The 20,940-nt window shown below is 62.6% G+C and carries 22 protein-coding genes and 1 pseudogene; 11 read left to right on the plus strand and 12 right to left on the minus strand.

What is annotated here, in order from left to right:
• Window positions 1-458: 458 nt before the first annotated feature.
• The 4 genes from YUO_RS0109655 to YUO_RS0109670 all read right to left on the minus strand — a co-directional run bounded on the left by YUO_RS0109655 (window position 459) and on the right by YUO_RS0109670 (window position 3,770).
• Window positions 459-1,205, minus strand: a complete 747-nt coding sequence (locus YUO_RS0109655) for an ABC transporter substrate-binding protein (RefSeq protein WP_156908584.1) — start codon at window positions 1,203-1,205, stop codon at window positions 459-461.
• Between the two features lie 112 nt (window positions 1,206-1,317).
• A complete protein-coding gene (locus YUO_RS0109660) occupies window positions 1,318-1,980 on the minus strand; it encodes an OmpA family protein (RefSeq protein ID WP_051379348.1) in 663 nt (220 codons plus the stop codon).
• Window positions 1,980-2,396 (minus strand): hypothetical protein, encoded by a 417-nt coding sequence (locus tag YUO_RS0109665; RefSeq protein ID WP_028347066.1) that lies wholly within the window; start codon window positions 2,394-2,396, stop codon window positions 1,980-1,982. The genes YUO_RS0109660 and YUO_RS0109665 overlap by 1 nt, the downstream gene beginning before the upstream one ends.
• A gap of 180 nt (window positions 2,397-2,576) precedes the next feature.
• Entirely contained in the window at window positions 2,577-3,770 is a 1,194-nt protein-coding gene (locus YUO_RS0109670; protein WP_028347067.1) for an MFS transporter, read from the minus strand.
• A 68-nt stretch (window positions 3,771-3,838) separates the two neighbouring features.
• On the opposite strand from YUO_RS0109670, the gene YUO_RS0109675 reads away from it, so the two are divergent.
• The 3 genes from YUO_RS0109675 to YUO_RS0109685 all read left to right on the plus strand — a co-directional run bounded on the left by YUO_RS0109675 (window position 3,839) and on the right by YUO_RS0109685 (window position 6,650).
• Window positions 3,839-4,639 (plus strand): AraC family transcriptional regulator, encoded by an 801-nt coding sequence (locus YUO_RS0109675; RefSeq protein WP_035726515.1) that lies wholly within the window; start codon window positions 3,839-3,841, stop codon window positions 4,637-4,639.
• Window positions 4,640-4,843: 204 nt separating this feature from the next.
• Window positions 4,844-6,193: a malonyl-CoA decarboxylase gene (locus tag YUO_RS0109680; protein WP_028347069.1), complete on the plus strand. Its 1,350-nt coding sequence runs from the start codon at window positions 4,844-4,846 to the stop codon at window positions 6,191-6,193.
• A 25-nt stretch (window positions 6,194-6,218) separates the two neighbouring features.
• The gene (locus YUO_RS0109685; protein WP_028347070.1) at window positions 6,219-6,650 is read left to right on the plus strand and encodes a GNAT family N-acetyltransferase; all 432 of its coding nucleotides are present in this window, start codon (window positions 6,219-6,221) and stop codon (window positions 6,648-6,650) included.
• Between the two features lie 14 nt (window positions 6,651-6,664).
• Here YUO_RS0109685 and serA read toward each other — a convergent pair whose 3' ends face one another.
• From serA to YUO_RS0109725, 8 genes are all read right to left on the minus strand, one after another.
• The gene (gene serA / locus YUO_RS0109690; protein ID WP_035726516.1) at window positions 6,665-7,924 is read right to left on the minus strand and encodes a phosphoglycerate dehydrogenase; all 1,260 of its coding nucleotides are present in this window, start codon (window positions 7,922-7,924) and stop codon (window positions 6,665-6,667) included.
• A 120-nt stretch (window positions 7,925-8,044) separates the two neighbouring features.
• A complete protein-coding gene (locus tag YUO_RS0109695; protein WP_028347072.1) occupies window positions 8,045-9,214 on the minus strand; it encodes a mandelate racemase/muconate lactonizing enzyme family protein in 1,170 nt (389 codons plus the stop codon).
• A 158-nt stretch (window positions 9,215-9,372) separates the two neighbouring features.
• Window positions 9,373-9,615: a DUF3297 family protein gene (locus YUO_RS0109700; protein ID WP_035726517.1), complete on the minus strand. Its 243-nt coding sequence runs from the start codon at window positions 9,613-9,615 to the stop codon at window positions 9,373-9,375.
• A gap of 17 nt (window positions 9,616-9,632) precedes the next feature.
• Window positions 9,633-10,109 carry a glutathione peroxidase gene (locus YUO_RS0109705; protein ID WP_028347074.1) on the minus strand — a complete coding sequence of 159 codons (477 nt, stop codon included), beginning with the start codon at window positions 10,107-10,109 and terminating at the stop codon, window positions 9,633-9,635.
• A 63-nt stretch (window positions 10,110-10,172) separates the two neighbouring features.
• Window positions 10,173-11,564 (minus strand): amidase family protein, encoded by a 1,392-nt coding sequence (locus YUO_RS0109710; RefSeq protein WP_028347075.1) that lies wholly within the window; start codon window positions 11,562-11,564, stop codon window positions 10,173-10,175.
• Window positions 11,565-11,635: 71 nt separating this feature from the next.
• On the minus strand, window positions 11,636-12,205 hold the full coding sequence (locus YUO_RS0109715; RefSeq protein ID WP_028347076.1) for a c-type cytochrome: 570 nt from the start codon (window positions 12,203-12,205) through the stop codon (window positions 11,636-11,638).
• A gap of 112 nt (window positions 12,206-12,317) precedes the next feature.
• On the minus strand, window positions 12,318-13,658 hold the full coding sequence (locus YUO_RS0109720) for a PQQ-dependent sugar dehydrogenase (RefSeq protein WP_028347077.1): 1,341 nt from the start codon (window positions 13,656-13,658) through the stop codon (window positions 12,318-12,320).
• A 177-nt stretch (window positions 13,659-13,835) separates the two neighbouring features.
• Window positions 13,836-14,093: a DUF6894 family protein gene (locus YUO_RS0109725; RefSeq protein ID WP_028347078.1), complete on the minus strand. Its 258-nt coding sequence runs from the start codon at window positions 14,091-14,093 to the stop codon at window positions 13,836-13,838.
• Window positions 14,094-14,398: 305 nt separating this feature from the next.
• On the opposite strand from YUO_RS0109725, the gene pqqA reads away from it, so the two are divergent.
• From pqqA to chrA, 8 genes and pseudogenes are all read left to right on the plus strand, one after another.
• The gene (gene pqqA / locus YUO_RS40335) at window positions 14,399-14,479 is read left to right on the plus strand and encodes a pyrroloquinoline quinone precursor peptide PqqA (protein WP_082637312.1); all 81 of its coding nucleotides are present in this window, start codon (window positions 14,399-14,401) and stop codon (window positions 14,477-14,479) included.
• A 142-nt stretch (window positions 14,480-14,621) separates the two neighbouring features.
• Window positions 14,622-15,551, plus strand: coding sequence for a pyrroloquinoline quinone biosynthesis protein PqqB (gene pqqB / locus YUO_RS0109735; RefSeq protein WP_028347079.1), 930 nt, complete (start codon window positions 14,622-14,624; stop codon window positions 15,549-15,551).
• Between the two features lie 20 nt (window positions 15,552-15,571).
• A complete protein-coding gene (gene pqqC / locus YUO_RS0109740) occupies window positions 15,572-16,327 on the plus strand; it encodes a pyrroloquinoline-quinone synthase PqqC (RefSeq protein ID WP_028347080.1) in 756 nt (251 codons plus the stop codon).
• 31 nt (window positions 16,328-16,358) lie between these two features.
• A complete protein-coding gene (pqqD, locus tag YUO_RS0109745) occupies window positions 16,359-16,670 on the plus strand; it encodes a pyrroloquinoline quinone biosynthesis peptide chaperone PqqD (protein WP_028347081.1) in 312 nt (103 codons plus the stop codon).
• Window positions 16,667-17,875, plus strand: a complete 1,209-nt coding sequence (gene pqqE / locus YUO_RS0109750) for a pyrroloquinoline quinone biosynthesis protein PqqE (RefSeq protein ID WP_028347082.1) — start codon at window positions 16,667-16,669, stop codon at window positions 17,873-17,875. The genes pqqD and pqqE overlap by 4 nt, the downstream gene beginning before the upstream one ends.
• Window positions 17,865-18,848 (plus strand): annotated as a pseudogene (gene pip / locus YUO_RS40340) (prolyl aminopeptidase); the annotation flags it as partial. The gene pqqE and the pseudogene pip, both read left to right, overlap by 11 nt.
• A gap of 15 nt (window positions 18,849-18,863) precedes the next feature.
• Window positions 18,864-19,532, plus strand: coding sequence for a DUF4286 family protein (locus tag YUO_RS44665; RefSeq protein ID WP_083754550.1), 669 nt, complete (start codon window positions 18,864-18,866; stop codon window positions 19,530-19,532).
• Window positions 19,533-19,629: 97 nt separating this feature from the next.
• Window positions 19,630-20,829 carry a chromate efflux transporter gene (chrA, locus tag YUO_RS0109765; RefSeq protein WP_028347083.1) on the plus strand — a complete coding sequence of 400 codons (1,200 nt, stop codon included), beginning with the start codon at window positions 19,630-19,632 and terminating at the stop codon, window positions 20,827-20,829.
• Window positions 20,830-20,940 lie beyond the last annotated feature (111 nt).

Below are 20,940 nucleotides of genomic sequence, written 5' to 3' on the forward strand. Positions count from 1 at the left end.
GTCCTCGTGCGCGATAGATTCCGCGCCGCCTTTGAGCGGCACAGAACGACGCAGGTCACGCCCGATCAGGAACGAGGATGCGCGAGCTATCGTGAGGTGGTCCCGAAGACTGCTCGAAGCGCCTCACGCGAGGCCGCTTGATCCCAACGCCTTCGGCCAACGCTGGCCTTGGCAATCCGAACGGACGGCAGTCGTCATTGACTGAGACAGGATTAAGCAATCGATGTGCCAACCCGAAATCGAGCCGCAGGCTCAAAAAGGCGCGTATTTCTACGTGGTTATCGCCCTATCGCGCGGTGCCCCGGAGAGGAACGGCTGCCTTGTATTTGTGCAGTTGCACATATGTTAGCGCCTGCCGGCTACCCTCTCTCTGTCATTGCGAGCGGAGCGAAGCAATCCATGACACAGCATAACGGATGGATGGATTGCTTCGTCGCTTCGCTCCTCGCAATGACGAACTACTTCGTTTGCGTCCTCATCGGCCGATCTTTCAGGCCGTTATTGTCGTAGGCCTTGCGCAGCGTGCCGTTGGAGATCGCTTCGTTCAGGAACCTGACCACAAACGCCAGCGACAGCGGATGATTGGGCGGCACCGCCACCGCCGTCACGGTCTGCTTGAAGGTTTCATCCAGCACGCGCGTGCCCGGAATCCTCTTTGCCATCGCGTTGAGCTGGTCGCGCGACAGCGCGAACGCATCGATCTCGCCATTCTTGAGCAGGCCGAAGATTTCGTCATAGGTCTGGTAGCCCGTGACTTTGGCGTTCTTCAAATGCGCGATCGCGCCGCGCATCGTGGTCGTGTTGTTGACCGCCGCGACCTTGATCCCGGGTTGATCGAGTGTTGCGAAATTCGTGACCGTCGAGCCAGGCTTGACGATGTAGGTCGCATCCGACACCTCATAGATCGGTCCGAACGACATCCTGCCCTCGCGTTCCGGATCCTTCGGCAGGAAGGTGATGTCCCAGGTGCCCTTCGACGCCGCATCGACGATCTGCCCGGAATTGTTGTGCGCAACGTATTCGACGGGGACGCCGAGTTGTTCCGCCATCGCCTTGCCGAGATCGACCGGCACGCCGGCATAGCCGGTTTCGGTCCTGGTCGACCAGAACGCGCCGCCGGCCGGACTGATCGCGATCGCCACCCGCAGCTTGCCGGTCGGCGCAATCTCATCCTTCAAGGCATCGGCTGTAGCGGGCATCGTCATCATCACTGTCAATCCCAGAAAGAGACCGGCCGTTGCCGGCGAGAGTTGATTGAACATCGGGAGCTCCTTCCCCAGCCGGCGGCTGGTGTCCCATTCATCCCTGCGCGGATGATCAGCGCTTCTTTTTTGCCGCAGCCGCGCCTTTTGGAGCCGCAGCCGGCGTTGCCGGCTCGGCCGTTTCGAACTTGCCGATCGCCATGATCTGGACGCGCGCATTGGCTGATGATGCGGGACGATTGACATCCTGCAACTGTTCCTCGCCTAAACCAAGCGCCTGAAGCCGTTTCGGCGACACCTTGAAGGTGTTCACCAGAACGTCGCGGATCGATTCGGCGCGCCGCTGGCTCAGGATCAGATTGTGGTCGCGCCGTCCGGCGGATTCGACGTGATCGACGATCAGATAGCGATAGGGCCGCGTCTTCGGATCTGTGAGCGCGTCCGCGATGCTGCCGATGGTCTGATAGGAGGCCGGCCGGATCAGGGAGGAATCCTGGTCGAACACGACGTCGACACGGATTTGCGGCAGCTTCGTCAGTTGCGGCGCGATCGGCGGGCGTTTCTGCGGCTGCGCATCCGCTCTCGCCTTGATGCGGTCGGCAGCCTGCTGGCGCAAGGCAGCCAAGTCGATATCCGATTCGGCTTCGACGGCAAGCTTCTCAATGATGTCACCGCTCGACATGGCCGTTTGCGCCAGCCCCGCCGTTATCGGCAGGGCAAAGGCTGCCATGGCGCCCAGCGCGAGACCGATGCCGCACAGCTTATCTCCCCCAAGCATCAGTGATACCCCGCGGCGCTGATCGCCTTGTTGCAGTTCGGGGTCGCCTTCTTGGTGGATTCCAACAGACATTGCAGTCCCTTGACGGGATCCTGGCGAACCTCGCCGCAAAACTTGTTCAATTCCCAATTGCACAGTCTCACAAGGGAGGTGCGTGCGGTAATGCGCTGCTGGATGGCGCCGAGGGCCTGGGGATAATCGGTCTTGCACTTCGCCGACACCACGTCCTGGTTGCGGCCCAGACACTCCTTCAGGCGCGTCGCGTCGAGATTGACGCCGCGGCAATTGTCATCGATGTCCTTGCCGCAGCTCGCAGCCAGCATGGCCGCGGCCTGCTCGAATTTCATGGTCTGCGCCGTCGCCAGCGAAGGCATAAATATCGCAATGATGAACAGGAAAAGCCGGATTCGGGTCATGCGCTCACCTCACACAAGGAGGGTGGCGATGGTCAAGTGTTCTGTTTGAGTTCACGGCCGCACGCGAAGCTATTGCGCCGCAACACGGGGCGCAGGCGCCAGTACATCTGTTCGTCATGTCCGACCTCGCCCCCACCTTTCCATGACGGAAAGTGGTGCATGATCAATTAATTAGTGATGTCACGGCGCGGTTTGCGCGGCCGGCACCTTGATTTCCTGCGGCAGGATGATCGCCGCCACGATCACCAAAAGGCACAGCGCGCCGAATGTCTGGAGCATGGTGACAAAGCCGCCCTTTTCGTAGAGCCACGCCACCAGGCCGACGGAGGCGCCGGCCGCGGTGAAGCCGACGAAGTATCGCACCGAATAGGCGCGCGAGCGCCATTCCTCGGTGGTGTATTTGCCGACCATGGCGTCGTTGACGGTGACCTGGCCGAACGCACCCATCACGATGCCGATGGACGCGATGATCAGCGGCAGGTTCGACAGCGTCGCCGCGAAGTACATGAACGGCGCCAGCAAGAACGACAACGGCAGCATCACGGCCTTCAGCGAATAATGGTCGATCAGCTTCCCGATGGTATATTGCGTCATCGCGCCGAACACATAGACGCCGGCCGCGATCACCCCGAGCAGGGCCGGACTGTTGGTCAGGCCGGCCAGCCGCTCGGCGAATAGTTTCGGCATCGCGACCGTGATGGCGTTGAACGTCGTGGATATCGCGATCACCACGATCAAAAGCGCCAAAAACACCCGCCACATGTCCTCTTTCGCAACCCGCGCCTGCGCTGCCGCCTGCCTGGTGCCGGTTCGGTCCTCGTGCACCACCATCAGCGCAAAGGCCGCGCCGATCAGGATCGTGACGATTCCCGGCACGATGAAAGCCCAGCGCCAGCCGAGATATTGCCCGATCACGCCGGTGACCAGCGCCGAGGACGCCACGCCGAGATTGCCCCAGACGCCGTTCAGGCCCATCTCGCGGCCGAGTTTGTCGGCATAGGACACGATCATCGCGGTGCCGACCGGATGATAGATCGAGGCGAACAGGCCGATCGCGAGCAGCGCCGCGCCGAGTTGTAAGGGCGTCTGCACGAAGCCGACGGCGATCATCGACGCGCCGATGCCGAGGAAAAATATCACCATCATGTGGCGCCGGCTCCAGCGGTCGCCGAGCCAGCCGGTGACGAGCGAGCCCGCGCCGAATGCGACGAAACCCGGGGTGGCGTAAGGCAACAGCTCCGAATAGGCCATGCCGAGCGCCGGGCCCATGATGATGACGGCAGCGGCAAAGATCAGCATCGAATAATGGTCGATGAAGTGGGCGGCGTTGACGAAAGTGATCACCCGGCTCGCGCTGTTCCTTGGGCTGTTCATGGTCGATTCCCGAATCCCGCAATTTTCCGAAATAGGTTATACGGGGTTGTCCTGACGGGATGTCGCCAATGAATATCGCCGAAAAGCCAATTGCCGCCATTGTCGGGCGCCGCATCTCGACCGGCGACGGCATCCACATGATTGCGAACAGCTACCGGAAGGGCGTCCGGCTCGACACCCACATGCACCGCGAGGCGCAGCTCGTCTATGCGGCGAAGGGCACCATGCAGGTGACGACGCCAAAGGGCCGCTGGCTGGTGCCGTCGGACCGCGCGGTGTGGGTGCCCGCGCTATCGGAGCATGCGATCGATGTGCTCGCCGATATCGAGATGCGGACGCTCTATTTCGAGCTCGACTGGCTGCGGCGCGAAGTGCGCAGCCACAGCCTGGATGCGGAATTCGTGGTGCGGGTGTCACCGCTGTTGCATCAGACCATCCTGGCCTTGTTCGACGATCGCGGCGACCGCGAGCGAACCGAGCTTCTGCTGCGACTGGCCATGATGGAGCTCGATCAGGCGGAAGATTCGGCGACCTTCATCCCGCTGCCGCGCGAGCCGCGCTGCCGGCGCGCCGCCGACATCGTGCTTACGGACCCGACCGGCGACCATGAGATCGAAACGCTGGCGCGCGAGGTCGGCACCTCGGTGCGAACGCTGTCGCGGCTGTTCTCGTCGGAGACGCAATTGAGCTTCAAGAGCTGGTGCCAGCGCGCCCGGATTGCAGCAGCGATCGAGAAGCTGTCGACGGATGCCGGCGTCTCCGTCAAGCAGCTTGCCTCGGATTTGGGCTATGCCAGCGTGCCGGCTTTTTCCCATGCTTTCCGGCAGGTTACCGGCAAAACACCGACGGAATTCGCGGGGAAGGAGTGAGGCGGTGACATTGTATTGTCGTCATTGTCAGCGAAGCGGGTAATCCAGTATTCCAGAGGCGGCGATGATTAACGAAGATGCCGCGGCGTACTGGATACCCCGCACGCGCGGGCTATGACGACCTGGACTTCTTGATTGTGATCGGCACCGACCTAAATCCCATGTAAGATTCCGCAAAACCCCCCGCTGGATTCGACCCGCCACATGGCCAATGCCTTTTTCTCCGATCTTCTCGCGACGATATCAGAACGCGGCCGTACACTGCTGCGGCGGGCCGGACCGTCCGACGACGGCCAGGATGCTTCGGAGCTGATCGAATTATGTGAAGCGCTGCTGTCGGGCCGCGGCGAAGCCTCCGGCACCGCGATGGCGCGCGAGGTGCTCGATCGCTACCACGATCTCGACGCCGCCGGTCGGCTCACGTTCTTCGAAACGCTGGCCCGCAATTTCGGCCCCGACCGCGAGAAGCTGTCGCAGGCGATCGAGAGCTGGCGCAGCCAGCCGAACGACAGCGATGCCAGCGACCTTCATTTTGCTTCCGAGCCGCGTCGGCAGGAACTGATCCGCCGGCTCAACCGTGCGCCCGGCGGCACCAGCGAGTTGGTGGCGATGCGCGCCGACCTGCTTTCCCTGATGAAGGGCAACAAGGATCTGGCCGCGCTCGACCGCGACGTGGTGCATTTGCTGTCTTCTTGGTTCAACAGGGGATTTCTCGTGCTGCGGAGGATAGACTGGTCGACGCCGGCCAATATTCTGGAACAGATCATTCGCTATGAAGCCGTGCACGAAATCCGCGACTGGAACGATTTGCGCCGCCGCATCGATCCCGTCGACAGGCGGTGCTACGCCTTCTTCCATCCCCAGCTCAACGACGAACCGCTGATCTTCGTCGAAGTCGCGCTGACCGAGACGATTCCGACCGCGATCGCACCGCTGCTCGCCGCCGAGCGGCAGCCGGTGCCGATCGAACGCGCGCGCACCGCCGTGTTCTATTCGATCTCGAATACGCAGAAAGGGCTTGGCGGCATTTCCTTCGGCAGCTTCCTGATCAAGCAGGTGGTCGAGGAGTTGCGGCGCGAACTGCCGAAGCTCGACACCTTCATCACGCTGTCGCCGGTGCCGGGCTTCATGCAATGGCTGAAACAGGCCGACGACGTTCCGCTGGGCGATGAGGAGCGGATACTGCTCGAAAGCCTCGACAAGCCGGACTGGTTCGAGAATGACGAGCTGACCGCGCAATTGCGCACCGTGCTGGAGCCGCTCGCGGCGTACTATTTCCTGAAAGCCCGCACGCCGAAGGGCCGGCTGGTCGATTCGGTGGCCCGCTTCCACATCGGCAACGGCGCACGGCTGGAGAAGATCGACTGGCTCGGCGATCTCTCGCCCAAGGGCCTGCGGGAATCTGCCGGCATCATGGTCAATTACCTCTACCGGCTCGAGGACATCGAGAAGAACCATGAGGCCTACGCCAACCAGGGCGAGATCGCCGCATCAAGTTCGGTGAAGAAACTGCTGAAGACCGAGGGGCGGCGGCTTCTGGATATGCGGCTGTAGTAGGACGGCGCGGAGCCCCTTCGCGATGACGGTCATTTGGAGCGACAGCCGCGACGGCGTGGATTGGCAGGAACTCGAAGCCCTCTATCGGGCCGCCCCGCTCGGCAACAAGAATGCAGCCGATCTCGAGGTGGTGTTCGGCAACAGCATGTTCTGCTGCTTTGCCCGCGATGGCGGCCGCCTCGTCGGCGCCGGCCGCGTTCTGGCTGACGGACGTGATTGCGCGTATCTTTGCGACGTCGCGGTTTTGCCGAGCCATCAGGGAACAGGTCTCGGAAAGCAGCTTATCGAAAGACTGCTCGCCCAATCACAAGGACACGCGAAGATAATTCTCTATGCGGTCGCCGGCCGCGAGCCGTTGTATGCGAAGTTCGGCTTCCTGCGGATGAAGACGGCGATGGCCATTTTCAGGAACAGGCAATCAGCCATCGAGAAGGGGTTGTTGTCCGAGGGCTGATCTGGGAATCCGCTTCAGGACTTGTACTCATAGAGCAACCGGGCTCGGATGGTGCCTTCCAGCGCCCGGATGTCCGCGAGCACGCGCTGGCCGTCGGCGGCCGAGGCATCGACGTCCAGCACCACGTAGCCGACGTCGTGCGCGGTCTCGTAATATTGCGCGGCGATGTTGACGGCATGACGCGCCAGCACTTCATTCAAATGCCCGAGCATGCCCGGCAGGTTACGCTGCACCTGAATGAAACGCGTGCCTGACGGCCGCGACGGCAATTGAACCTGCGGGAAGTTGACGGCGCCCATGGTCGAGCCGGAATCGCTGTAATCGACCAGCTTGCGCGCGACTTCGGCGCCGATACGCTCCTGCGCCTCCTCGGTCGACCCGCCGATATGCGGCGTCAGGATGACGTTCTCCAGGCCCTGCAGCGGCGAGACGAAGCGCTCGGCGTTCGAGCGCGGCTCGACCGGAAAGACGTCGACCGCGGCGCCGCGAAGCCGGTTTTCGCGCAGCGCCTCGGCGAGCGCCTCGAGATCCACGACCGTGCCGCGGCTGTTGTTGATGAAATATGCGCCATGCTTGATCGCGCGAATCTCCTCGCGCCCGATCATGCCGTGCGTAGCGGGAGTTTCCGGCACATGCAGGCTCACGACATCGCTTTGCGCCAGAAGCTCATGCAGGCTCGCGGTCGGCTCGGTGTTGCCGTGACGAAGCCTGTCGGTGTGATCATAAAAGATCACCCGCATGCCCAGCGCTTCCGCGAGGTTGGAGAGCTGCGAACCGATATTGCCGTAACCGACGATGCCGAGCGTCTTGCCCCTTACCTCGTAGCTGTCATTGGCCGACTTGTCCCAACGCCCCTCATGGGCGGCGTTGGAACGCGCGACGATCCGGCGCAGCAGGATGACGATCTCGCCGATTACCAGTTCTGCCACGCTCCGCGTGTTGGAGAACGGTGCGTTGAACACTGGAATTCCGCTCCGGCGCGCGGCCTCAATGTCCACCTGGTTGGTGCCGACGCTGAAACATCCGACCGCGATCAGGCGGTCCGCAGCGTCGAGAACCTCCTTGGTGATTTGCGTGCGCGAGCGGATGCCGAGCAGATGCACTCCCTTGATGGCCTCTTTCAGCGCATCGCCCTCGAGCGCCTTGGACAGGCGTGTCATGTTGGAATAGCCGGCAGCCTCGATTATCTGCACGGCGCTGTCGTTGACACCTTCAAGGAGCAAGACGCGGATCTTGTCCTTCGCAAGCGAGAGTTGGGGAAGCGTGGTGGCCAAGATCGCGGCGTCCTTCAAAGATGGATGAGCGGTAAACTGCGGCCCGGAAATGCATGATCGGCACCAGAGCGAAAGCCCCGTCCAGGCCACCGATTCCAGCCTTTCCTATGGCATCCGGCCCTACGCCGCCAGCGCCTTCATCCCGGCATAGAGATCGGATTTCCCCTCGAATCCGATACCCGGCAGGTCCGGCATGGTGATGTGACCGTTCTCGACACGGACGCCATCCGGGAAGCCGCCATAAGGCTGGAACAGGTCAGGATAGCTCTCGTTACCGCCAAGGCCGAGGCCCGCCGCGATGTTGAGCGACATCTGGTGGCCGCCGTGGGGAATGCAGCGGCTCGGCGACCAGCCGTGGGTTTTCAGTGCGGCCAGCGTGCGCTGGTATTCGCACAAGCCGTAGGACAGCGCGCAGTCGAACTGCAGCCAGTCGCGATCGGGCCGCATGCCGCCATAGCGGATCAGGTTTTTCGCGTCCTGATGGCTGAACAGGTTTTCGCCGGTCGCCATCGGCGCTGGATAGAATTCGGCCAGCGCGGCCTGCAGCGCGAAGTCGAGGGGATCGCCGGCCTCTTCGTACCAGAACAGCGGATACTCCCGCAGCATCTTTGCGTAGGCAATCGCGGTCTCCAGGTCGAAGCGGCCGTTGGCGTCGACGGCGAGCTGGGCGTCCTTGCCGATCTCCTTCAGCACGGCTTCGATGCGCTCGCGGTCTTCCGCGACCGGCGCGCCCCCGATCTTCATCTTGACGACGTTGTAGCCGCGGTCGAGATAGCCGCGCATCTCGCCGCGCAGCGCCGACAGATCCTTGCCCGGATAATAGTAGCCGCCGGCGGCATAGACGAACACGCGCGGATTAGCCTCGCGGCCATGGCGCTCGGCAAGCAACCGGAACAGCGGCTTCCCTGCGATCTTGGCCACGGCGTCCCACACCGCCATATCGATGGTGCCGACCGCGACCGAGCGCTCGCCGTGGCCGCCCGGCTTTTCGTTCGCCATCATCGCCGCCCAGACCTTGTCCGGGTCGAGATTGTCGCCGGAGGCATCGAGCAGCGTTTTCGGATCGGCTTCCTTCAGCCGCGGCGCAAAGCGTTCGCGGATCAGGCCGCCCTGCCCGTACCGGCCGTTGGAATTGAAGCCGTAGCCGACGACGCGCTTGCCGTCACGCACGGCGTCGGTGACGACGGCAACCAGGCTCGTCGTCATTTTGGTGAAATCGATATAGGCGTTGCGGATCGGCGAGGAGATCGGCTTTGTGATTTCGCAGACGTCGACGATGCGGACGGACATGGTGATGGACCTTCAGAGAATGGGCATCGAATAGAGCTTATCTGCCTCCACCGTCATTGCGAGGAGCGAAGCGAAGCAATCCACCTTTCCCCGTGCCGAGATGTGGATTGCTTCGCTTCGCTCGCAATGACGAACGAGAGACCGCCGCCTCGCAATCTTTACTTCTTGTCGCGGAAATACGGCTCGACCGGGCCATGCACCTTGATGGTCAGCGGGTTGCCGTGGCGGTCCTTGGCATTGCCTGCGGTGACGCGCACCCAGCCCTCGCTGATGCAATATTCCTCGACATTTGTCTTCTCGACGCCCTTGAAGCGAATGCCGACATCGCGCGCGAGGATCTCGGCGTTGTAGTATGGGCTGCTCGGATCGACCGAAAGACGGTCGGGGAATTGGTCGCTCATTGCTTTGTTGGTCTCGTTCACAGCAGTGCCTCGATTTCTCTTCTGATTCCCTCGGGCGTCGCGGTTGGGGCGTAGCGCCCGACCACCCTGCCCGAGCGGTCAACCAGGAATTTGGTGAAATTCCATTTGATCGACGAACCCAACAGTCCCGATTTCGCGTTCTTCAGATGGTTGAACAACGGATGCGCATGGCTGCCGTTGACGTCGATCTTGGCGAACATCGGGAACGTTACGTCATATTTGCCTGCGCAAAATTGCTCGATCTGCTTGGCGTCGCCCGGTTCCTGCCCGCCGAACTGGTTGCAGGGAAACCCGAGCACCGCAAAGCCGCGCGGCGCCAGTTCACGATGCAACTGCTCCAGGCCCTTGTATTGCGGCGTGAACCCGCAGGCGCTGGCGGTATTGACGATCAGGAGCACCTGGTCCTCGAACCGCTTCAGCGGAATGTCTTCGCCGGTAAGCGACTGCGCCGTAAAATCATAAACGCCTGGCATGGCCCTCTCTATTGTCACCGGAGCATGATCTTATCCGAAAACCCCACTTTTCGGGATCATGCTCTAGCCGGCAGGATCGATCGCTGCCGAGGGCGTTCCGCCGGCTTCCACCGCCTCGCCCGCGGCGAGACAGAGATCTTCGCGATAGCGCCCGGAAACCAGTTGCACGCCGACGGGAACGCGTCCGACCAGCCCGGTCGAAACCGTTAGCGCAGGCAGGCCCATGAAGGGAATGGCGATCTGCGGCAATTGCGCATGCCAGACGCGCGCAAACGACGCCTCGTCCTTGCGGTCGAGCTGATCGGGGAACGGCAATTCGCCGGACACCGGCATCAGCAGGACGGCATGGTTTTCAAAGAACGCCAGCCATTCGCGGGTCAGCGTCGCGCGCCGTGTCAGCGCTTTCGACAGGTCGAAGGGATGCACTTTCGCGCGGTTGCCGCGGAGGCACGCCAGCGCGCCGGGATCGCCTTCGCGCTCGGCAGCTTCCAACTGCGCCTCATAGCCGTCGCCGAGCCAGAGTTTCGTCTGCAGATCAGCGGCCTCGCGCAGCGGCGGCGTGTCGGCGATTTCCTCGACGATCCAGCCCGCGCGCTCGAGCCGCTTGCCGGCGTCCGCCACCGCGGCCTTCACTTCGGGCACGGGATCGAGACCGCCAGGGTTGAGGCACATCGCGACGCGCTTCGGCATTGCCGGCCCTTCGAGCGGCGCCGGTACCCACCAGGGATCGCGATAATCCTGCGCCGACATCGCAGCCAGCGCGATCCTGATATCGCCGATGGTGCGGGCCAGCGGGCCTGACACGGCGCTGATCTGCGGCCCGATCGGCCGTTCGGGGAGCGCCGCGTTGAACGCGGCGATGCGTCCCATGGTCGGCCGCAACCCGTGCACGCCACAGGCGTAAGCCGGATAGCGGATCGATCCCGCAATGTCGGTGCCGTGTGCGATATGCCCGATGCCGGCTGCGACCGCGGCGCCCGCGCCGCCGGACGAGCCGCCCGGGGTGATGCCGGGATCACGGGGATTCTTGGTATCGCCATGGATGAGGTTGGTGGTGAACCAGCGATAGGAGAACGCCGGGCAATTGGTGCGCCCGAGAATGACCGCGCCGGATTTACGCAAATTGTCGATCACCGGGCTGTTGCTCTTGGCGATCGCGTCGCGCTGCAGCTTCAGCCCGTTGGTGGTGGCAAAACCTTGCTGGTCGATATTGACCTTCACCGTAACAGGCACACCACCCAGCGGACCGGCATCCTCGCCGCGCCCGATCGCGGCATCGATGGCGGCAGCCTGAGAAAGAACGTCCTCGGGCCTGTGGTCGACGACAGCATTGATTTTGGGATTGACCGCGTCGAGCCGCGCCAGCGCCGCGGTCGCCGCCTCTTTCGCCGAGACTTTTTTCGACCTGATCAGTGAGGCCATTTCCGCAGCCGACAGTCGCCATAGGTCTTGCATGCAAAACTCCATCCAATTGCGCCCTTGTAGCGCCGCGCGCAGGGCAATGCCAGCGGGGCCGCCGCCCGGATTTAGCGCAGACGGGCGATGTAATAGGCCAGATCGGCAATCTGCTCCGGCGAGATCGGCGCCATCACGTCGGCCATGCTGGCGTCGTAGCCGTGGCGGCTATTGTCTTTGTACTCGCCAAGCGTCTTGGCAAGATAATCCTCGCGCTGGTTGGCGATGCGCGGGACGTTTTCCTTGCCGGAGAGGTCGCCATTATGGCAGCTATCGCAGCGGTGCTGCCGCACCAGCGCCTGGCCACGCTGCATCCGCGCTGGATCGCCATTTTCCCCCGGCGGCTCAGGCTTCGGCATCTTGGCGATGAAGTCCGAGAAAAGGCGGAGATCATCGTCAGTCAGCGCCTTCGTCATCTCGTTCATCGGCTCGAAGACGCGCAGCTTCTCGCGGAACATGAAAAGCTGGATCAGCGTATAGGGCGCCTGCTGCCCGCCAAGCGACGGCGTGTTCTCGGTTTCGGACTGGCCCTTTTCGCCGTGGCAGGCGAGGCACGGCGCAATGCGTTGTTCGATGGGCTCGGCGTTGGCGGAAAAGGAAATGGAGGCAAATGCCAGAGCCGCAACGAACGTGTATCGCATCGCTTCATTCCACTGCCGTCATTGCGAGGAGCGAAGCGACGAAGCAATCCGCGTCCCCGCAGGTGGCGAAATGGATTGCTTCGCTTCGCTCGCAATGACGGCTTTTGCTGAGTTACGACTTCCCCGCCGTCTTCGGCTTGCCGTAGGTGATGCGATAGACGGCGCCGTTGTAGTCGTCGGAGACCAGCAGCGAACCGTCCTTCATCTGCAGCACGTCAACCGGGCGGCCGATATATTTGTTGTCCTCGAGGAAGCCGGTGAGGAACGGCTCCATCGACTTCATGGTGCCGTCCTTGTTGAGCTTGGCAACGACGACATCGCCGCCAACCTTCCTGGAGCGGTTCCAGGAGCCGTGCCGGGCGATGATCGCCGCGTTCTTGTAGGCTTTCGGGAACATGTTGCCGGTGTAGAAGCGCATGCCGAGCGCTGCGGAATGCGGGCCGAGCAAGCCAACGGGTGCAGTGTATTCGCTGCACGATTTGCCCCAGCCGAATTCGGGATCGACGATGTTGCCCTGCAGGCAGAACGGCGCGCCGAAATGTTCGCCGACTTTGGTGATCCGGTTCAGCTCGTCCTCGGGCACGTCTTCCGACATCCAGTCGCGACCGTTGTCGGTGAAATAGAGCTGCTTAGTCTCCGGATGCCAATCGAAGCCGACGGTGTGTCGAACACCGCGAACGATCACTTCCGCGTCCGAACCGTCGAAGTTCATCCGGCGGATCAGGCCATGCTCGTCATCGTTGAGCACGTTGTTGCCGGGCTGGCCGACGGGAGCGTAGAGCTTGTTGTCGGGACCGATGGCGATGAACTTCCAGCCATGGGCCTCATCCTTCGGCAGCTTGTCGAAGATCACGGTCGGCTTCGGCGGGTTATCCAGATTGTCTTCGACCTTCTCGATTTTGGAGATCTTGGACAGTTCAGCGATGTAGAGCGTGCCGTCCTTGAAGGCGACGCCGTTGGGCCGGTAGAGGCCGGAAGCCAGCACCTTGACTTCGCGTTTGCCGTCCTTGTTGACGATGGCATAGACCTTGTCGACGAGGCGGCTGCCGACGAACACCGTGCCCTTGTCGCCGAGCGCGAGCGAGCGGGCATTCGCCATGCCGGCGGCATAGACCTCGATGTTGAAGCCGGCCGGCACCTTGAGTTTCGCCGTCGGCAGCTTGTCCGGCGCCGCGGGGATCGGCGGCGGGGCGATCGGTGCCAGCTTGGCGGCGGCATCGTTGCCTGCGGGACGTCCGATCAGCGGCGATCCCGGCGGAAGCGTGGGCGAGGCCGCAGTACCGGCGGGCGGCGGCGCGCCGGCAGCCGGCGCTTGGGCGGCCGGTGGCGTGGTGGACTGCTGGGCGGCAGCCGGCGGTTCGGCTGACTGCTGGGCAGCCGCGCTTAGTACGAAGGCACTGAGGAATGCGCCGGACAGCAGCACGCTGCGCGGCACCGACAAATAGCTCATCATGGGCGTTCTCCCTGGCGGAAGCCTTTCTCTTCGCGCGGGCTCGCACCGGCGCCGGAGGCTTTCCCGGCCGGCACTCTCCAATATTTATCCGCCGGTGCGCAATCGCAAAACTTGCGCCCGGAAGTTGCATCGCAAAACCGAGCGAGCACGAAGCTCCGACGCCGATTCAGCGCGCGGTCAGTGCCTGGTTATGGGACCGCCAGGCGCATCGAGAATCGCCTCGGCGAACGGAAACTCCAGCACGATCTCGCCATCGTCGTCGGTGACTTCGATGGTGGCGCTGAGAAGCGCACCGTCAGCGCCATCGGTCTTGAGCAATTCCCGGATCATGGCACGCGCCATTTCCCAGGCGCGATCGGGATCCCTGAGCACTTCACCGTCAGGATCGGAAATCAGCTCATCGCCGATACGGGTGTTGAAGTAATATCGCGGCATCGGCGGAAACCTGGCTCCCAGTTGAGCCCCCGCAACCGGAAGGCTCTATCTCACAAGTTCTTTATCCGGAGCCGGTAGCGCTCCGTCGCACCACAATTGTCATTCGCCGTGGTGCGAACAACCGCGAAACGCTTGATCCCACGCTGTTTTGACCAAGGCCCTCCGCACAACTCCGTGAATTCTTCTTCGCGGCGCAGCATAAACAAATGGAGGTCCCAGGCAAAAGATTTAACTGGCGAACTTTTCGATCCGCAGTACTTTAACAGATGAGGGCGGAAGTCGTCCGGCAGCAAAAGGAGCACCAAATGGCCTGGAAAGCACCGAAAATCGCCGAAGTGTCGGTCGGCATGGAAATCAACATGTATATGTGCGCCACCCGCAAATAAGCGGCAGCGCGTATCAAATCTCACGCAGGTGGACTTCCGGGCCTGACGCGTTCCGCAAGAGCGGAGCTGCGTCCGAGGCTGGTTTCCACCTCGTGGCGTTTTGGTTTGTATCTTCGAGTTTCGAATCTCCAGGAGACGGATCATGCTTCGCGTCGTCGTCCTGGGCGCCGCGGCTGGCGGCGGAGTTCCGCAGTGGAATTGCGGATGCCCGGTGTGCCGGAAAGCACGAAGCGATCATCCCGAATTGCGGAGCACGCAGGCTTCCATCGCGGTGAGCACTGACGGCGAGCACTGGTTTCTCGTCAACGCCTCGCCCGACCTGCGCCAGCAGGTGATCGCGACGCCGCAGCTTCATCCCAGGGCTGGACAGCTCAGGCACAGCCCGATCGCCGGCGTGATCCTCACCAATGGCGAAATCGACGCCGTCGCGGGACTGTTGTCGATGCGCGAAGGGTCACCGTTTACGCTCTATGCGCATGAGCGAGTCCTTGCGATTTTGCGATCGAACAGCATCTTTAACGTGCTGGGCGAAAACAACGTGAAGCGGCGCCCGATCGAGGTCGACAAGGCGTTCGAGCCCGCCCTGCCCGACGGCTCGCCATCCGGCATGGAAATCCTGCCCTTCGCGGTTCCCGGCAAGGGCGCGTGGTATCTCGAAGGCAAGGCGCATCCGGCAGGCGACGACGGCGCGGGCGACACGCTGGGCTTGCGGATTCTGGACAAAGGAAGCAGCAAGTATTTCTATTTCCTGGCCGCCTGCGCACGTGTGACCGACGATCTCAAATCGCGCCTTTCGGGCGCTGCACTGGTGTTTTTTGACGGCACCGTGTGGCGCGACGACGAGTTGATCGCAGCCGGCCTCGGCACCAAGACGGGACAAAGCATGGGCCATATTTCGATGTCGGGCGATCATGGCGCGATCGAGAGCCTCGCCGATCTCGACGTCGGAACGAAGGTGTTCCTGCATATCAACAACTCAAACCCCGCTCTGCTGCGCGGCTCGGACGAGCGCAAGGCCGTGGAGCAGGCAGGCTGGCACATCCCCGCTGACGGAACGGAGATCAAGCTGTGAACGTCGTCGCTGCACCCGCAATGACCGCCCTATCGATCGGCAAGGGCATTACGCTCAACACCGCTGAGGAACTGGAGGCAACCCTCCGTCATATCGGCGCGACGCGCTATCACAGCTTGCATCCGTTCCATCGGCTGTTGCATGGCGGCAAGCTCAACAAGGGGCAAGTGCAGGCCTGGGCGCTCAACCGCTATTATTACCAGAGCACGATCCCGCTGAAGGATGCGATGGTGATCTCGCGGTTCCGCGATCGTGCGACCCGGATCCAATGGCGGCATCGCATCGAGGATCACGACGGCGACGTGGGCAGCGAGGGCGGCATCGAGCGCTGGCTCAAGCTGACCGAGGGGCTCGGCCTCGACAGCGCCTATGTGGAATCAACCGAAGGCATCCTGCCGGCAACGCGGTTTGCGGTGGAGGCCTATGTGCATTTCTGCCGCGACAAGACGCCGCTGGAGGCGATCGCTTCCTCGCTTACGGAACTGTTCGCGCCGAATCTGCACGAGGAGCGCATCTCCGGGATGCTGCAGCACTACGATTTCGTCAATCCTGACATCATGAGCTATTTCAGCCGCCGCCTGACCCAGGCGCCGCGCGATGCCGGTTTTGCGCTGGAATACGTCAAGACGAACGCAAAGACGCCGGCGGAGCGCGAGGCAGTCTGCAACGCGCTGATCTTCAAGACCAACGTGCTATGGGTTCAGCTCGACGCGCTGTATCATGCCTATGTCGAGGGCCATATACCGCCCGGGGCATTCGTGCCCCAAGGAAACTAACGAGGAAACTGACAAAGGGAACTAGCGATCGATGGCTCTAGGCCGCAACATCAGTGTCAGCGAGGCGAGCCGACCGAAATTGCCGCGCCACGCCCGCTTGAAGTTCGATGAGACGCGGCAGGTCTGGGTGATCCTGGCGCCGGAGCGGGTGCTGGCGCCGGATGAGATCGCAGTCGAGGTGCTGCAACTTTGCGACGGCGTACGCAGCGTCGCCGACATGGTCGACCAGCTTGCAGCCAAATACGCCGCGCCGCGCGAGGCGATTTTAACCGACGTCATCGCCATGCTGCAGGACCTCGCCGACAAGGGCTTTCTGACCGAAGCGCGTGAGAAGACGTCATGACCGACATTCTCGCAGACGGCAAAACAGCCAGCCCCGCGCCCAGTGACGGGCTCGCGGTGCTTGAACAGAAGCGCTCGACCGCAGAGACGTTCGGCATTCCGCTTGCCGTGCTCGCCGAACTGACGCACCGCTGCCCGCTGCAATGCCCCTATTGCTCCAACCCGGTTGAGCTCGACCGCGGCAGCAGCGAATTGACTACAGGAGAATGGAAGAAGGTCTTGAGCGAGCTCGCCGAAATCGGCGTGCTGCAAATCCATTTCTCGGGCGGCGAGCCGACCGCGCGCAAGGACCTGGTGGAGTTGGTGCAGCACGCGACCGATGTCGAGCTGTACAGCAATCTCATCACCTCGGCGGTGCTGCTGAACAGGGAAAAGCTTTCGGCGCTCGCCGATGCCGGGCTCTGCCATGTGCAGATCAGCTTCCAGGGCAACGAGCCGATCGTGGCCGACCGCGTCGCAGGGCTGAAAAATGCGCATGAGAAAAAGCTTGAAGTCGCTAAATGGACGCGTGAACTCGACCTGCCGTTGACGGTCAACGCGGTCATGCACCGCCAGAACCTGCACCAACTCCGTGATATCATTCAGATGGCAGTCGATCTCGACGCCGACCGGCTCGAGGTCGCCAACGTCCAGTATTACGGCTGGGCCTTGAAGAACCGCGCGGCGCTGATGCCGACGCTCCAGCAGATCGAGGAAACCAGCCGGATCGTCGAGGAAGCTGCGACGCGCCTGAAGGGCATCCTCGCCATCGATTATGTCGTTCCGGATTATTACGCGCTGCGGCCGAAGAAGTGCATGGGCGGCTGGGGCCGGCAGTTTTTCAACATCTCGCCCGCGGGCAAGGTGCTGCCCTGCCACGCCGCGGAAAGCATCACCGGGCTCGAATTCGAATCCGTCCGCTCGAACCATTCGATCGCCTGGATCTGGCAGAACTCGGAAGCCTTCAACCGCTATCGCGGCACCGGCTGGATGCCCGAGCCGTGCAAGAGCTGCGAGTTCCGCGAGATCGATTTCGGCGGCTGCCGCTGCCAGGCCTTTGCGCTGACCGGCGACGCCGGAAATACCGATCCGGCCTGCACGCTCTCGCCGCGGCATGAAGAGATCTTCAAGACCGCCCAGCGCGAGGCCGCCGCGCACCAGGACCGCTTCCTCTATCGCAATTTCGCCGGAGGCACGCTGGAGACGGAAGGCGAGCATGGCGCCTGATGCCGATGCCGGCAAATCCATCAAACGCGCCGACCCCTTTGCGCCGCTGACATCGGAGCAACTCGCGGTCGGCGAAGGCCACGACGTCTATGTCGAGAGCATCGGCCGGCCCGATGGCATTCCAGCGGTCTATCTGCATGGCGGGCCCGGCAGCGGCTGCCAGCCCGATCATCGCCGGCTGTTCGATCCCGAACGTTTTCATGCCGTACTGTTCGACCAGCGCGGTGCCGGACGCAGCCGCCCCAAGGGTCGTCGCGAAGCCAACACGCTGCCGCATCTGATCGCCGATATGGAAATGATCCGCGAGAAATTCGGCTTTCAGCGCTGGATGGTTGTCGGCGGCTCCTGGGGCGCGACGCTGGCGCTGGCCTATGCGCAGGCCCATCCCGACCGCGTCAGCGGCATCGTGCTTCGCGCTACTTTCCTGGGCACATCAGAGGAAATCGAAAACGGCTTTCTAAAAGTGCTGCCGCGGTTTTATCCCGGACTTTACCACGACTTCATGAGCGTGTTGCCGGAAGGCGAGCGCGCTCAACCGCTGCAGGCCTATTTCCGCCGCATCCTCGATTCCAATCCCGACGTGCATGTTCCTGCCGCGCGGGCATGGGGCGAAACCGAACGTATTCTTTCCGAACACACGCCGAACCGCACGCGCCTTGACCTGTCGACGCTGAATTCGTCGCGCAACATTCCGACGACGCCGTTTATGGAAGCGCACTATTTCGCCAATGACTGCTTCATGAAGCCGGATCAATTGATAGCCGAAGCGGCCAAGCTTGCCGGCGTTCCCGGCATCATCGTGCAAGGCCGTTACGATCTGCTTTGTCCGCCCGCGACCTCGCACGCGCTTGCTGCCATGTGGCAGGAAGCTGAAATCCGCTTTGTCGAGGGCGCCGGCCACACGCTGTACGATCCCGGCGTCCGCGACGCTGTGATGAAGGCAATCGCGGACATGGCGTCCCAAGTCAGCAAAATAGGAAGCAAGAAAATGCCGATCGCCGGAAAGGGTATGTTGCTGACCTCGATGAATATCGATGCCGAGCACGAAGCCGAGTTCAATCGCTGGTACGATCGCGAACATCTCGAAGAGCGCGTCGCGATCGATGGCTTTCTCGAGGCGCGCCGCTATGTCGCGCATGAGGCCGACCCGAAATATCTCAGCCTCTATTCCACGGAGACCTTCGAGGTGCTGGATAGTCCGGCCTATCGCACCGCGCTCGCCAACCAGACCGCATGGTCGAAAGCCAACATTGCTCGTTTCAAAAACATGATTCGCGCGGTCGCGCGCATCACGATCAGCCGCGGCACCGGCCGCGGCGCGGCGCTCGGCGTCGTGAGGCTGCGTCCCCCGTCCGGCGGCGAGGACAAGCTGCGCGTTGCGCTCGGCGAGCAACTCGATCCCGCGCAGCTCGACGGGATCATATCCGTGCACCTGATCGAGAGCGACCCGGCGCTGTCGAAGCCGATCACCGACGATCCCTCGGCGTCCGATCCCGGCGCCAGCGATTGGTTTGTCCTGATTGACGCGACCGACGTTGGCGCGCTGCCGGCCGCGATGCTGCGCTTCAGCGGCAATATCGCATTGAAGCCGCTGGCGATCTCGAGCGGCAGCTACCGGCTGATGTGGGATCTGGCGAAGAGCGATATCGGCGGCTGATCAGGCGCACACGTAGTCGTCGGGTCGCTCGGAGCGAAGCGCTTGGCGGCCGGGCACGTTCCCGATATCGTCGATCAGCATAACGGAGTCGAAATGCATGGCGGAAAAATCCGCGGACGGTATCGCCGAGGTTTTTGCCGCCTTCCTCAAGCTTGGCCTTACATCGTTCGGCGGGCCGATCGCACATCTCGGTTACTTCAGGACCGAATTCGTCGAGCGACGGAAATGGCTCAGCGAAAGCAGTTACGCTGATATCGTTGCGCTCTGCCAATTCCTGCCCGGCCCGGCGTCCAGCCAGGTCGGCTTCGCCCTCGGCATACTGCGCGGCAACGGCCTGCTCGGCGGGTTAGCTGCGTGGTTCGCTTTCACCATGCCATCGGCCATCATTCTCTTCGCTTTCGCGCTCGGTGCGAGCGTCCTCACTGGCCCGTTTGCCGAAGGCATTCTTCACGGCCTGAAGCTGGTGGCGGTTGCTGTGGTCGCTCAGGCCATCTGGGGCATGGCGAGCAGCCTGACGCCGGACCGCGAACGCGCCGCCATCGCGCTTGCCGCGGTTGCGATCGTGGTTTTCGTCGGTGGGTCATTCGGACAGATCGGCGCCATCGCGCTTGGGGCCTTGGCCGGACTCTGGCTGTGCCGCGGAGGCGCACCCGCTCCGACCGGCCATCTCGGATTCTCCGTAGCGCATCGACACGGCGCGGGGGCGCTCGTGGTTTTCGCGGTCTTGTTCCTGATCACGCCGCTGGTGACGGCACAAACCGGCTCGCAAGGGCTTGCCCTGTTCGACGCCTTCTATCGTTCCGGCGCCCTGGTGTTCGGCGGCGGCCATGTCGTGCTGCCGCTATTGCAGGCGGAAGTCGTAACGCCGGGCTGGGTCAGCAACGCGGATTTCCTCGCCGGTTACGGCATGGCGCAAGCAGTGCCCGGACCGCTGTTCACGTTCGCGGCCTATCTCGGCGCGGTCGCGGAGCCCGCCCCCAATGGGCTGGCAGGCGCTTCGATTGCGCTCATCGCCTTGTCCCTGCCGGGACTGCTGCTGGTCTACGGCATGCTGCCGTTCTGGGACGCGCTGCGCCTGCGCCCCAAGGCCCAGGCCGCGATGCGCGGCACCAATGCCGCTGTTGTCGGCATCCTTGGCGCCGCGCTCTACAATCCGGTCTGGACCAGCGCCGTGCTCACACCACGTGACTTCGCCGTCGCGCTGGCGGGCTTCCTGCTGCTGACGGTCTGGAAGCTGCCGCCATGGATTGTCGTCGTCATTCTTGCGACGGCCGGAGCTGCGCTGCCGCTGACCTGACGTCTGCCCGTTCATTCAGCATTAAATCAAAGCTACATTGCACATGCTGCAGTGCCAGATTGACGCTGCGACGCCAAATCCACGCTTCCGTGCAATTGGAAAGCTGGAGAT

Origin of the sequence: Bradyrhizobium murdochi, assembly GCF_000472965.1 — a bacterium.
Lineage (GTDB): Bacteria > Pseudomonadota > Alphaproteobacteria > Rhizobiales > Xanthobacteraceae > Bradyrhizobium > Bradyrhizobium murdochi.

Coding starts and splice junctions, on each gene's coding strand:
- YUO_RS0109655 (WP_156908584.1), bottom strand. CDS start 1,205: ATGACGATGCCCGCTACAGCCGATGCCTTGAAGGATGAGATTGCGCCG.
- YUO_RS0109660 (WP_051379348.1), bottom strand. CDS start 1,980: ATGCTTGGGGGAGATAAGCTGTGCGGCATCGGTCTCGCGCTGGGCGCC.
- YUO_RS0109665 (WP_028347066.1), bottom strand. CDS start 2,396: ATGACCCGAATCCGGCTTTTCCTGTTCATCATTGCGATATTTATGCCT.
- YUO_RS0109670 (WP_028347067.1), bottom strand. CDS start 3,770: ATGAACAGCCCAAGGAACAGCGCGAGCCGGGTGATCACTTTCGTCAAC.
- YUO_RS0109675 (WP_035726515.1), top strand. CDS start 3,839: ATGAATATCGCCGAAAAGCCAATTGCCGCCATTGTCGGGCGCCGCATC.
- YUO_RS0109680 (WP_028347069.1), top strand. CDS start 4,844: ATGGCCAATGCCTTTTTCTCCGATCTTCTCGCGACGATATCAGAACGC.
- YUO_RS0109685 (WP_028347070.1), top strand. CDS start 6,219: ATGACGGTCATTTGGAGCGACAGCCGCGACGGCGTGGATTGGCAGGAA.
- YUO_RS0109695 (WP_028347072.1), bottom strand. CDS start 9,214: ATGTCCGTCCGCATCGTCGACGTCTGCGAAATCACAAAGCCGATCTCC.
- YUO_RS0109700 (WP_035726517.1), bottom strand. CDS start 9,615: ATGAGCGACCAATTCCCCGACCGTCTTTCGGTCGATCCGAGCAGCCCA.
- YUO_RS0109705 (WP_028347074.1), bottom strand. CDS start 10,109: ATGCCAGGCGTTTATGATTTTACGGCGCAGTCGCTTACCGGCGAAGAC.
- YUO_RS0109710 (WP_028347075.1), bottom strand. CDS start 11,564: ATGCAAGACCTATGGCGACTGTCGGCTGCGGAAATGGCCTCACTGATC.
- YUO_RS0109715 (WP_028347076.1), bottom strand. CDS start 12,205: ATGCGATACACGTTCGTTGCGGCTCTGGCATTTGCCTCCATTTCCTTT.
- YUO_RS0109720 (WP_028347077.1), bottom strand. CDS start 13,658: ATGATGAGCTATTTGTCGGTGCCGCGCAGCGTGCTGCTGTCCGGCGCA.
- YUO_RS0109725 (WP_028347078.1), bottom strand. CDS start 14,093: ATGCCGCGATATTACTTCAACACCCGTATCGGCGATGAGCTGATTTCC.
- pqqA (WP_082637312.1), top strand. CDS start 14,399: ATGGCCTGGAAAGCACCGAAAATCGCCGAAGTGTCGGTCGGCATGGAA.
- pqqB (WP_028347079.1), top strand. CDS start 14,622: ATGCTTCGCGTCGTCGTCCTGGGCGCCGCGGCTGGCGGCGGAGTTCCG.
- pqqC (WP_028347080.1), top strand. CDS start 15,572: ATGACCGCCCTATCGATCGGCAAGGGCATTACGCTCAACACCGCTGAG.
- pqqD (WP_028347081.1), top strand. CDS start 16,359: ATGGCTCTAGGCCGCAACATCAGTGTCAGCGAGGCGAGCCGACCGAAA.
- pqqE (WP_028347082.1), top strand. CDS start 16,667: ATGACCGACATTCTCGCAGACGGCAAAACAGCCAGCCCCGCGCCCAGT.
- YUO_RS44665 (WP_083754550.1), top strand. CDS start 18,864: ATGCCGATCGCCGGAAAGGGTATGTTGCTGACCTCGATGAATATCGAT.
- chrA (WP_028347083.1), top strand. CDS start 19,630: ATGGCGGAAAAATCCGCGGACGGTATCGCCGAGGTTTTTGCCGCCTTC.